Source organism: Flavobacterium fryxellicola (genome assembly GCF_900143245.1).
Classification (GTDB): Bacteria; Bacteroidota; Bacteroidia; order Flavobacteriales; family Flavobacteriaceae; genus Flavobacterium; species Flavobacterium fryxellicola.
Map to the genome: position 1 here is coordinate 16,228 of NZ_FRDK01000008.1, position 12,458 is coordinate 28,685.

Annotated in this window: 12 protein-coding genes; 9 read left to right on the plus strand and 3 right to left on the minus strand. The window is 34.7% G+C overall.

Annotated features, from left to right (window positions below; genetic code table 11):
- Window positions 1–183: 183 nt before the first annotated feature.
- A complete protein-coding gene (locus BUA03_RS11830; RefSeq protein ID WP_066082423.1) occupies window positions 184–711 on the plus strand; it encodes a hypothetical protein in 528 nt (175 codons plus the stop codon).
- Between the two features lie 128 nt (window positions 712–839).
- Here the strand turns inward: BUA03_RS11830 and BUA03_RS11835 are convergent, their stop codons facing one another.
- Complete coding sequence (locus tag BUA03_RS11835; protein ID WP_066082425.1) at window positions 840–1,508, minus strand: hypothetical protein; 669 nt, start codon at window positions 1,506–1,508, stop codon at window positions 840–842.
- Window positions 1,509–1,788: 280 nt separating this feature from the next.
- Between BUA03_RS11835 and BUA03_RS11840 the strand changes: the two genes are divergently transcribed.
- From BUA03_RS11840 to BUA03_RS11865, 6 genes are all read left to right on the plus strand, one after another.
- Window positions 1,789–2,199, plus strand: a complete 411-nt coding sequence (locus BUA03_RS11840) for a RidA family protein (RefSeq protein ID WP_066082426.1) — start codon at window positions 1,789–1,791, stop codon at window positions 2,197–2,199.
- Between the two features lie 35 nt (window positions 2,200–2,234).
- A complete protein-coding gene (locus BUA03_RS11845) occupies window positions 2,235–3,491 on the plus strand; it encodes a voltage-gated chloride channel family protein (RefSeq protein ID WP_066082430.1) in 1,257 nt (418 codons plus the stop codon).
- Between the two features lie 69 nt (window positions 3,492–3,560).
- Window positions 3,561–4,565 (plus strand): DHH family phosphoesterase, encoded by a 1,005-nt coding sequence (locus BUA03_RS11850; protein WP_066082432.1) that lies wholly within the window; start codon window positions 3,561–3,563, stop codon window positions 4,563–4,565.
- A 4-nt stretch (window positions 4,566–4,569) separates the two neighbouring features.
- The gene (gldI, locus tag BUA03_RS11855) at window positions 4,570–5,232 is read left to right on the plus strand and encodes a gliding motility-associated peptidyl-prolyl isomerase GldI (protein WP_066082434.1); all 663 of its coding nucleotides are present in this window, start codon (window positions 4,570–4,572) and stop codon (window positions 5,230–5,232) included.
- Window positions 5,233–5,240: 8 nt separating this feature from the next.
- A complete protein-coding gene (locus BUA03_RS11860; protein ID WP_066082436.1) occupies window positions 5,241–6,365 on the plus strand; it encodes a peptidylprolyl isomerase in 1,125 nt (374 codons plus the stop codon).
- A 32-nt stretch (window positions 6,366–6,397) separates the two neighbouring features.
- On the plus strand, window positions 6,398–7,648 hold the full coding sequence (locus BUA03_RS11865) for a peptidylprolyl isomerase (RefSeq protein ID WP_066082438.1): 1,251 nt from the start codon (window positions 6,398–6,400) through the stop codon (window positions 7,646–7,648).
- A 106-nt stretch (window positions 7,649–7,754) separates the two neighbouring features.
- On the opposite strand, the gene BUA03_RS11870 is transcribed toward BUA03_RS11865, so the two are convergent.
- Window positions 7,755–8,195 carry a hypothetical protein gene (locus BUA03_RS11870; RefSeq protein ID WP_066082440.1) on the minus strand — a complete coding sequence of 147 codons (441 nt, stop codon included), beginning with the start codon at window positions 8,193–8,195 and terminating at the stop codon, window positions 7,755–7,757.
- 617 nt (window positions 8,196–8,812) lie between these two features.
- Here BUA03_RS11870 and BUA03_RS11875 point away from each other — a divergent pair.
- Both BUA03_RS11875 and BUA03_RS11880 read left to right on the plus strand, forming a co-directional pair.
- Window positions 8,813–9,220 carry a hypothetical protein gene (locus BUA03_RS11875; RefSeq protein ID WP_066082442.1) on the plus strand — a complete coding sequence of 136 codons (408 nt, stop codon included), beginning with the start codon at window positions 8,813–8,815 and terminating at the stop codon, window positions 9,218–9,220.
- Window positions 9,221–9,602: 382 nt separating this feature from the next.
- Entirely contained in the window at window positions 9,603–11,756 is a 2,154-nt protein-coding gene (locus BUA03_RS11880) for a PAS domain-containing protein (protein WP_066082444.1), read from the plus strand.
- Between the two features lie 24 nt (window positions 11,757–11,780).
- On the opposite strand, the gene BUA03_RS11885 is transcribed toward BUA03_RS11880, so the two are convergent.
- Window positions 11,781–12,389: a GNAT family N-acetyltransferase gene (locus BUA03_RS11885; RefSeq protein WP_066082445.1), complete on the minus strand. Its 609-nt coding sequence runs from the start codon at window positions 12,387–12,389 to the stop codon at window positions 11,781–11,783.
- Between the last annotated feature and the right edge of the window lie 69 nt (window positions 12,390–12,458).

Genomic DNA, 12,458 nt, shown 5'->3' on the forward strand with positions numbered 1-12,458 from the left:
ATTTTGAATTGAAAAATTGAATTTTGAAAAATATTTATTTTATTTTGTACTGCTCTCATAATATCCTACCTCTTGTAAAAACCGAAGCGCTAGTACACTTTAAAAGTTACTTCTTTACACGGTAGGGTTTAAAGCTATAAAAAAGTACCTTTGCAACCTTTCCATCTAATAAAAATAAAAAAAATGAAACTTAAAAAATATATTGCTATCACAATTTTTGGGCTTGTAGCCCTGTCCTGTAGTGTGATTGATGATTTATTGACTTTTTCAATAGACAATCAAACTACTGTTACAATTCCAAGCGGTTTTCCTGTCAATACTGCATTTGAATTAATCACTCCTGATATTACTTCCAATTCAAGTTCCGAATTTGAGAACAATAATACAAAAGCGGAATTGGTTAAGGATGTAAAACTAAAAGAACTGAAATTGACGGTAACTAATCCTGCTAATAAATCGTTTTCATTTTTGAAATCCATACGAATGTATATTTCTACGAATGACAGTGATGAAATTGAATTGGCTTTTTTAACAGATATAAACTCCACTTCAAATACAATAGATCTAACGTGTACTCCCGAAAAATTAGACAAATACATTAAAGCGCCTAGTTTCAGATTAAAAATTAGAGCGGTCACTAAAGAAACTATTACCCAAGATATCGCTGTAAAAGCAGCTATGAAATTTCAGGTTACCGCCGATCCGTTTTAGGAGAGGAATACGCTCAGTGTATTTTATACAAATTTAATTATGCTGTGAGATAGTATAAAAAAAACAGACCCCTGAAATTATCCAGGAGTCTGTTTTTTTTATATAATCGTCGCAACTACAGGTACAAACTACTCTTTAACTAAAATAATTGTAGCCTTGAATCCCGTACCAAGATTCCATTGACTTCCAGAAATTAAAGCTCCCTTATCATCATAAACCTTAAATTCAGCAGTATTTGGACCAGAGCTACCTTGATTTAAGGCTTCAAAATCGATTTTATTGAATCCTTTTTCTAATACAATTTCAAAACCTTTAAAATCACTATCCAAGTTTACTTGATACTGTATCACTTTATCATTCAAGTACACTCTAATCTGATCTCCATCGACATAAGCCGCATCACGATACATAACCTTTGCGGTAACAGAGCCCGTTTGATAATTACCTAAATTCTGATTTTTTCGATATACAATACCTTGTGAATTATCTTCTTTTTTATTCCACTTGTCTTTATATACATCTCCCGGATTAATAAATTCATTCTTTGGAGTCATCGAAAAATTATTTGCAGGTGTAATCGTGCGCGAAGGGCTCGGGTTTGGGTTGAATATTTCCGGATTCTTAAATACGTTTGGTGTCTTAATCGGGGGAATATCTGCTTTTGGAGGAATTGTCTTTTTTATTTTTGGCGCATTAGTTTTAGGTGGAATCGCTTTAAATTTGGAACTAAATTCACTTTGAGCATAGCCACTCAAAGATATGATGATCGTAATAATTAAAAATAAAATCCTTTTCATAACTTTCTAAATTAGTTTATCAGTGCTTGTAAAATTTTAAAAATAAAAAACCAATTGTATTTATTCAAAAATTAGGCAACAATTTAACTTTCATTTATAACTCCCAAATCTGCCTTTTATTACATTTTAGAAAACAAAACAGTTAAAATTCACCACTTTAAATTCGAACTTTTTAATCCAAAATTGGTCTTTTTATGTCACTTTTTTTTCTAACTTGCAAATAGTATGCCATACCAAAAACAGCATGTCGATTTTTGTACATACTTAAAAAATAAAAAAAATGAAAAGAGAAAATATATTGACAGGTTCACCTTGGGAAGATAAAATGGGATATTGCAGAGCATTACGCATTGGAAACACTATTGAAGTTTCCGGAACCGTGGCTCTAGTAGATGGCGAAAAAGTAAAAGCTACTGATGCGTATGCACAAACAATGAACATATTGGAACGCGTAAAAGTAGTACTTGAAGACTTGAAAGTTAGCATGGAGGACGTCATAAGAACCCGCATATTCACAACAGACATTACCACATTTGAAGATGTAGCCAGAGCGCATGCTCACTTTTTTAAAGATATAAAACCCGCTACCGGTTTCTATGAAATCAGTAAACTTGTAGCTCCTGAATATTTAGTAGAAATTGAATTTACCGCAATAGCCACTGAAAAACCATTAATTCAAGAAGGATTATGATACTTTTGTCAAAACACTATGCCTCCTGATAACTAATGATTTTAGAAAATACTAAAAAAACTTCTTCGCTTCTATTTAAATGGATTTTCATCTGCATTACAGTAGGCGTTTTATCTGGATCGGCATCTGCATTTTTTCTTGTCGCTTTAGAATGGGTTACGCAAATCAGAGAAAACAACAGCTGGATTATTTGGCTTTTGCCAATAGGCGGCCTATTAATAGGATTGGGATATCATTACTGGGGAGAATCAGTCGTTAAAGGGAATAATTTGTTACTGGAAGAATACGAAAACCCTCAGCGAACTATTCCATTAAAAATGGCTCCTTTGGTCCTTATAGGCACATTACTAACGCATCTTTTTGGCGGGTCGGCGGGTCGAGAAGGAACTGCAGTACAAATGGGCGGCGCCATTGCAGATCAGTTTACAAAGCTATTTCAACTAAATTCTTCCGAAAGAAAAACAATACTTATTCTAGGAATCAGTGCGGGTTTCGCCTCCATTTTTGGGACACCTTTAGCTGGAGCACTATTCGCTTTAGAAGTTGTATATTTCAGTAAAATCAATATAAAAAGCATCCTTTTGTCTTTTCTAGTTGCTTATACAGCTTATTTTACGGTATCACTTTGGCAGGTGCAACACACCCATTATGCTATTCCTTTTGTGCCAGCAATAACCGTTATCAATTTGTTTTGGGTAGTACTTGTGAGTATTCTATTTGGCTTAGCCGCGATGCTTTTTTCCAGAAGCACACACATGTGGAGTCATTTGTTTTCAAAAACGATAGCCTTTCCTCCACTTCGTCCTTTTATAGGTGGAATTATTTTGGCTGTAGCCCTATTTTTTATTGGAACAACAAAATATGCAGGTCTTGGAATTCCAGTTATCGTTGATGCTTTTACAACAGCTAATGCTCCATCCGACTTCGTACTCAAAATATTATTTACCGGTTTTACATTAGGTGCTGGGTTTAAAGGTGGTGAAGTCACGCCATTGTTCTTTGTTGGTGCCACTTTGGGAAGTGCTTTATCACTGATTGTTCCCTTACCAATAGCACTTTTGGCAGGAATGGGATTTGTAGCTGTTTTTTCTGGAGCGACTCATACTCCTATTGCTTGTACCGTAATGGGATTGGAACTTTTTGGGATTGAAAGTGGTCTTTTCGTTGGGCTAGCCTGCGGTACTGCTTATTTTTGTTCGGGTTCCATGGGAATTTATAAAGCCCAAATAGTTAGGGGAGCAAAATACCAAGTGTACCAAAAACTGAAAAGAAAAAAAACTGACTTTTTATAACTTTCTAAAAGTTTGTTAATTGTATAAATGATTTCAACTTTACATTAAAAAAATGTAATTTCGCAGACTATGAACATACAAGACATTCAAGCGATACAGTTGTTATTAGCAACTCCAAAAAAAATTGCCATAATCCCACACCGAGGTCCTGACGGAGACGCCATGGGTTCTACTCTGGGTTTATACCATTTTTTATTAAAGAACAATCACTATCCTGTAGTGGTTTCTCCTAATGAATTTCCAGATTTTCTGGCTTGGATGCCGGGATCTGAAACCGTTAAAATATTCGAAAAAGACAAACAAAACTGCACAAAAATTCTTGAAGATGCAGAAATTATTTTCACATTAGACTTTAATGCTTTGCATCGTACCGGTGAAATGGAACACGTATTAGCCCAACTAAAAGCCCCTTTTGTGATGATAGACCATCATCAAAAGCCAGATAATTATGCGGTTGTGACCTACTCTGACACTTCGTTTGGTTCTACTTGCGAAATGTTGTATAACTTTATTTTATTTCTTGGCAAAAAAGAAGATATAGATAAAACTATTGGAACCTGTATTTACACTGGAATCCTTACTGATTCTGGTTCTTTTCGTTTCCCAAAAACAACTGGAACAACGCATAGAATTGTAGCTGAATTAATTGATTTAGGCGTCGAAAACACTGAAATTCCAAGTTTATTATTTGACAATAGTTCCTATGGTCGTTTACAAATATTAGGCCGAGCACTTCAAAACATGATTATCCTGCCGGAACATAAAACCGCCTACACCACTTTGACGCAGGAGGAATTGAATTCATTTGATTATGTAAAAGGCGATACGGAAGGAATTGTAAATTATGGATTAAGCATTAAAGGAATCCTTTTTACAGCTATATTTATAGAAAATAAAGAAGAAAAAATAATCAAAATTTCATTTCGTTCTCAAGGTGATTTTGATGTCAATCAATTTGCAAGAGATTATTTTAACGGTGGTGGACATCGCAATGCTGCGGGAGGAAAATCAGCCGATTCGATGGAAGAAACCAAAAAGAAATTTGAAGATTTGATAACAAAATTAAGCATCTAATCCTATGAAAAATAGCACACGAATAGCCGTTGTATTTTTTTTGTTTCTGCTAATTTCCAGCTGCAAACAGCGTCAGGAAGCCAGAAGACCGATCTCTCAAGCTTCTGGTAGTTTCATGAAAAAATCCATTGCCCGTAATAAAAAACTGGTTTCCACTGAGGAAAGCCAAATTCAGAATCTAATTAAAAGCAATCCTAATGTCGTGTATTTGGCCTCCAAAAAGGGATACTGGTACTCCTATGAAACACGAAACACTGGTGATACGCTAACGCCAAAAAAAGGAGATATAGCCTTCTTTGATTACGAAATCAAAGATTTAAAAGGAACCATCTTTTATTCTGAATTAGAATTAAGACCTCAAACGTACTACGTGGACAAACAAAATATCATGATGGGCTTGCGTGACGGTATTAAATTGATGCGTAAAAACGAAAAGGTAAACTTCCTTTTTCCGTCCAATATGGCGTATGGATACCATGGTGATGATAAAAAAATTGGCACCAACCAACCTATAATTTGTACCGTTACACTTCGTGATTTTAAATCAGAAGTACTGTATAAAAAAGAAAGTCAGTTAAAAGTAATAACGCCCGCAGCTGCACCGCCAATAAAGAAAGAAGCACCCGTTTTGAGTAAACCTAAAGACACTTTAACTCCACAAAATTAAATTTAGAAATGAAAAAAAAGATCCTATTCGTATTCCTAGTAATCGCCTCCTTCTATTCTTGCAAAGAAGAACACAGCGATCTACCAGATGGCTTGTATGCTAAAATTGAAACTAATAAAGGAGACATCATCGTGCAATTAGACTTTGAAAAAGCCCCAATTACGGTCGCTAATTTTGTAGCCTTAGCCCAAGGAAAAAATGAATTTGTAACCAATGAAAACCTTAAAAACAAGCCCTTTTTTGACGGTTTGAAATTCCACAGAGTGATTAAAGATTTCATGATACAAACCGGAGACCCTTTAGGAACAGGTTCTGGAGATACCGGATATAAATTTAAAGATGAATTCTCAGATTTAAAGTTTGACAACGGAGGTGTTTTGGCTATGGCCAATAACGGACCGATGACCAACAGCAGTCAATTTTTCATCACCCATCTTGCAACGCCTTGGTTGGACGGCAAACATACTATTTTTGGTCATGTAGTGGAAAAAGGAATGGACGTAGTCAACAAAGTTGAACAGAACGACTACATCAATAAAGTAACCATTATTCGAAATGGCGAAACGGCAAAGAAATTCAACGCTGCAAAAGTATTCAATGATTACTTTGCCGTTGAATCTGAAAACCAAAAGAAAAAAGCAGCTATTGATATTGAAAATAAAAAAGTGTATAACGAAAAATACAAAGTCGTTCGCGAGGAAAAAGTGGCTTATTTTACTGATTTAAAAACCAAAGCAATAAAAACACCAACAGGATTACAATACCTGATTACCCAAAAAAGTGGTGGTAAAAAACCCGCTAAAGGCAGCAATATTTACATTCACTACTCCGGATTTCTGGAAGACGGGGAATTATTTGATGCCAGCGTTGAAAATGTTGCCAAAACTTTTGGTAAATATGATGAAAACAGAGCCGCTCAAAACGGATACCAACCTATCCCTTTTCAAGCGGGCAAAAAAGATGGCATGATTCCTGGTTTTATCGAAGGATTGGAGCAATTGTCTCTTGGAGATAAAGCGGTTATCTTCATCCCATCGCGTTTAGGATATGGAGCAGCTGGAGCAGGAGGCGTAATTCCACCCAATGCCAACATCATTTTTGAAATTGAGTTATTAGAAAAAATGCCCCAATAGTTTTAAATAATAAGCCCTTAAATTAGTACAAAATGAAATTTAAAATTCTGTTTTTATTATTTCTGGGAATGGCCAATGTCCATTCTCAAACTGTCAAGAAATCTATTCCTGCAAAAAAACCAACTACCACAACCAAAGCAGTTGTCAAAGCTCCGGTTGTTGTCGAGGGAATTTTTGCCACCATTACTACGAATAAAGGAGCTATTGTCGTGGAACTAGAATACAAAAAAGCACCCGTAACCGTTGCGAATTTTATTGCTTTGGCAGAAGGTAAAAATACCTTTGTAACACCAGAAAATCTTAAAGGAAAACCATTTTTTCATGGTTTAAAGTTTCACCGTGTCATCAAAGATTTCATGATTCAAGGAGGAGATCCGTCTGGAAGTGGTTCCGGTGGTCCAGGTTATGCCTTTAAGGATGAATTCACTGATTTAAAACACAGCAAAGCCGGAATACTATCTATGGCTAATTCCGGACCAACAACGAATGGAAGCCAATTTTTTATCACGCACAAAGCAACACCTTGGCTGGATGGAAAACATACCATTTTTGGCCATGTTACCGAAGGAATGAATGTGGTTAATTCCATTGCTGCAAATGATGTTATTACCAAAATTACTATTGTTAGAAAAGGAGTTTTGGCCAAAAAATTTGATGCGCCACAAGTATTTGCAGATTATTTCAACAATAAATCAGAAGACCAAAAGAAACAGGATTTAATCAACGCTGAAAATAAAGCGAAACAAGCTGCTCTTGAAGCTGAAAACAAAGCAAAACGTGAAGCTCAAGAAGCGGAAGCCAGAGAAGTGTATATGGAAAAATATGGTCCAGTAGTCACCTCAAAAAAGGCCTATTTAGCCACTATAAAAGCGACTGCAACTGCAACTCCATCTGGATTAGCCTATAAAATTATTGAAAAAGGAACGGGCGTAAAACCCGCTAACGGAACAACATTCTATTTCAATTATGCTGGTTATTTTGAGGACGGAACCCTATTTGACAGTAGTTATGAAGACGTGAATAAAGCCTACGGGAAATTTGACGCGAATCGTGCCGCTCAAAACGGATACCAAGCCTTCCCATTTGAAGCAGGAAAAAAAGACGGTATGATTCCCGGATTTATTGAAGGATTAGACAATATGGCTTTTGGTGATAAAGCAGTCGTTTTCATCCCCTCCAATTTAGCGTATGGCGAAAGAGGCGCCGGAGGTGTTATCCCACCTAATACCATGCTCATTTTCGAATTGGAAATGCTGGGAAAACAACCCACTCCAAAACAATAGATACAACCATAAACCCTAAAAAAACCCGACAGACTTCAAAAGCTGTCGGGTTTTTTTTTAGTATCCATTCGATGGATGTGTCTTTAAAATACAGATAAAACAGACTTTATTTCTTTCCGAATTTCCAATCGAATTCGTCTTTTTGATTGATAATAGCACCTATTTCAAATTTCACAACCTCATCAAATTCGGTTTGAAAAATAATCCAGTTTTCTTCATTGAAGTAGTTCTCAAACGTGTCAAATTCTTCCTGAGTGAACTTAGTGATACCCTTAGTTGCTAAATCTTTTTTGACCTCACTAATTTTTCTGTTGATCAATTTAAATCCAAACAATTCCAGCTCTGGACTCGAGGCTACGATATACCCCAATTTAAAATCTTCCTCGATATAGAAAGTCAAACGCATTTTTAGTTTGTTGTACGCAAAAATCACATTGTCATCTTCGTCCTTGTAATTGCGATCTGGCTTGCCGTAAAGCCCCGTGACATCATTCTGTTTCATTCCGAAAATGAGCTTCTCAATTCCGTTTTTTGGGATTATTTTCATTTGTAGCTGATTATTTTTTATTGGTTATTAGTCGTAAGTACGCGCTATATTCTGCTTTCGCCAAATGTGGAATCGCACGTAATACCTATTGTTGTCTTAGCTTGCAAAGTTCGGAAAGATTTTTAAAAAGTCGACTACTTTTTGCAACTAAAAGTTAGCACAAAACTAGAAGCACTCTCGCCAAAGCAATATTATTAGGGGCATGATCTGCAAGAAAAAGTGGCATCTATAAATGAAATAGTGAGATTACTGTTCCAAAACATCAACCAACTTAAAATTTTTTTAGGTGCTTTGTAAGAAAATTTTAATATATTTGATAATAGATATAGTATTTAAAGATTTACATACGCAAACAGTAAAATTTCCTAATGAATATTGTGAATGTATAAAAAATATTGATAATGAAAGTAAATCATTTATTTGAGTTTCTTGAAGTACAGAAATATACAGATGAATTAAATCATATTGTTCGAAATCAATTAGTATAAGTCCTAATTAGAGAAACTTGTTATTAAATTCAAGAAAGTCTATTGTGTTCATTAAAAATGAGAATGACTGTTCGTTTGACAGTCCTACGAAATCCTTTATTCTTATCAATTATTTAAAAATTAACATAAATGAAAAGAATTAAATTTGATAATTTACAAACCAGCTGGTTTTTTATTTCGTTGATCGTACTGTCGTTAGTTTGTATTATTTTCGGTTTTTTCGAAATAATTCAGTTTGACAACCCAATCATAAATAAAAGAATTAGTGCTATTGGATACGCATCACAAGCCGTATTTTTCTCCAGAATGTTCTGGTACAAAAATTATCTGCAATGGAATAAAAAAGGCATGGTCATTCGAATTAATTCCTTTTTTGGAAAATCAATTTCATTTGAAACGATTGAACGTACGAAATTAGAGAACCATATTTTGACGATTTACAAAAATGATGGGAAAAGCTTTGATTTTGATCTAAGTGATATTGAAGAAAATGATTCGAAAAAACTAAATGATATAATAAATCAATATTGTTGCTAACAGGCAAGGATTGGTTGGGTTCACCCCGGCGAACGAACAATAAATTCGGACTGGAATACTCCATCCTAAGGATTGGAATCGTTTGCATGACGTCAACACTTATGAAGTTCGAGGCAAAGTATCCGAAGCCCTGATAGCCATCTGAGTCTAGCTGCAATTGTGCTTTTTAATTGCCTTTAAATTAACTCCATCGACAACCGATGCACTTCGCTAGGGCAAGTGGCAAGAAGGCAAAAAGGTAACAGTCACTACAATACGCTCTTTCGAACACAAAAATAAATGATTGAAAATTAAATTTAAATCACTAACTTTCATGTACTTATATTTATTTTAGAATAGTAAAATTTCGACTGACTTTCTTTGAATTAAATACTGTTGTACCATGAAAATTTCTTTAGAAAAAAAAATAATAATTGGTTTCATCCTTAATTTATTTGTTGTTTTTGCAATAGCCTGGGTTTTTATCTTAAGAATTGACAAAAAACGAGATCAATCTTTAGACAATTCATTGAATTGGATTGAAATTTCACTAATTATTCTTTCTATCATTTTGTTGACCATTGTCTATTTTATTATCCGAGCTCAACTTCGTGCTAAAGATATTTCCCAAAAATTACTTTCAGAAAATAAGCAATTACTGCAATCCATAATTGATAATACTTCGAGTCCTATATTTATAAAAAAAATAAATGGAGAATATTTGTTAATTAATAAAGAATTTGAATCCTTGTTTAAAATATCTAATGAAGAAATAGCAGGTAAAACGGATCAAGATTTTCTGGCACCGCTTACTGCGAACGCCTATCGAAATTCGGATTTTGAAGTAGTCAAAGCTTTGAAAGAATTAAAAACAGAAGAAACGATTCAGCAGGCAGATGGCGAGCACACCTATATCGCGGTCAAATTTCCTATTTATGATGCCACTAAAAGAATATATGCCATAGGTGGAATTTTTACCGATATCTCCGAAAGAAAAAAACTAGAAGAATCATCAAAGGCTGCGGACAAATTCTTCATGATGTCCGTAGAAATGATGATTATTTCAACGCTGCAAAAATTCATAAAAGTTAATCCGTCGGTTAGTAGAATTTTAGGATATTCAGAAGAAGAGCTTTTAAGCAAAAACTTTTTGGAATTTACCCATCCTGATGATCTTGAAATTACGCAAAAAGAAGTTGCTAAACTTAAAACAGGAGCTTCTTCTATCAAGTTTGAAAACAGATACATTTGCAAAGACGGCAGCATAAAGTGGTTGGCTTGGTCCGTTTTTCCGGATGTTAAAAACGAATTGTTATACGCTGTTGCCAGTGACATTACAAATAAAAAAGAAATTGAAAATGCGTTAAGTGTTTCTAACATGTTTTTTTACATGTCATTTGATATGTTTGTAGTAATCAAAGACCTCAAATTTATAAAAGTTAATCCAGCCTTTACAAGGATTCTTGGCTATGACCAAAATGAAATAATTAACCGTTCTATTTTAGAATTTTTACATCCTGATGATTCCAAAATGGTTACAGATGCAATTAAAAATTTACAAATTAGCGACTCTGTTATTAGTTTTAGAGTTCGGGAACGCATTAAAGATGGCACTTATAAATTACTGGATTGGACCATGACCATTGATATCCAAACAGGAGTACTGTATGCTGTTGCGAGAGATGTTACAAAATTAGTTAAAAATGAAGAATCTCTAAAAATATCGAATATGTTTTTCAATATGGCATTCGATATTCTAACGGTTGCCAAGGACGGGCATTTCATCAAAATCAATGAAGCCTTCACGAAAACCCTTGGATACAATCAAGATGAAATGGACAAAATAAAATTCATAGATTTAATTCATCCTGACGACAAACAAATGGCCACGGAAGTACTTGAAAAACATTATAAAGGGAAATCTATTGTAAATTTCAGGACGCGTTTCTTGTGCGAAGACGGTTCCTATAAATGGCTAGATTGGAACAGCAATATGGATGTTAAGAATGGGGTATTTTATTCGGTTGGACGAAACGTTACAAAACTTGTCCAATTAGAATATGAACAGCAAACCGCCATTGATGATCTCTATGAAAATGAAGAAAAACTGCGGCTAATTGTCGAAAATATTAGTGAGGGAATTATTGTGGCAAATGCAGATAAAAAAATCATCATGGCCAACCACATGGCCAATGAAATTTTTGGAATTGAAGAGGACGACAAAATATCACCTAATTTGAGTAATCACTTTGAATTGTATTTTCCAGATGAGAAAACGATTTTTCCTTCTCAAAATTTACCCATGGAACGCGCACTAAATGGAGAGGTGACGACGGATATCGAAATCATACTTTGGAACCCAGTAGCACAGGAAAAGAAACGAGTGCTGATCAGTGGTAGACCATTGGTAGATCAAAATAACACTGTAGTTGCTGCTGTTGTCACTATAAAAGACATTAGCAAATACAAACAGATGGAGCAAGAGTTAAAAGAAACAGAATCAAAATACCGACAATTAATTGGATACCGCAAAGGCGGAAGTGACACTATGATTTAAGTCTCACAATGACTCTGCCTATTACTAACTGTCGCATGACAAGGTACTTTTCAGTTTTGCTTTAACATCTAAAAACCATTCTTCTTTTAAGATACTCAAAACAATAGTGTCCCGTCGCAATTCGCTTCCTAAAGTTGGCATGTGATTTCTCAAAACACCTTCTACTCTACAACCTATGCTCTTCATGGCTGCAATACTTCGTTGATTGTTATTATCCGCACGAAACTCTACCCGTTCTACACCTAAGTTTTCAAATGCAAACTGTAACAACAAGAATTTACAATGTTTGTTCAAACCCGTTCCTCGGAATGCTTTTCCGTACCAAGTATAGCCTAACTGAAGGGTTTTGAATGACAGATCAATATCATAAAAACGAGTGCTCCCAACATACTTTCCTGATTTTTTGTCGAAAACTATAAAAGGAAGTTCTAAGCCATTTTCTCTCGCTTTTAAGGCAATTTGAATATAATTTTCCAGATTTTCTTTTTCATTAGCACGAATTAACGAATACTGCCAAGTTTCTGGCTCATTCATTGAAATTTCTAATAAATTAGCAACGTCTGATTTTTGTAATGGCCGCAACAAAACGACTTCATCTTCTAGGATTATCTCTTGTGAAAAATTGGAATTCATAAACTTTCCAATTAATCATAAAACGATTGAGTACATCAAATGTAAACCATAAACTAGGCTTTCTAAAAA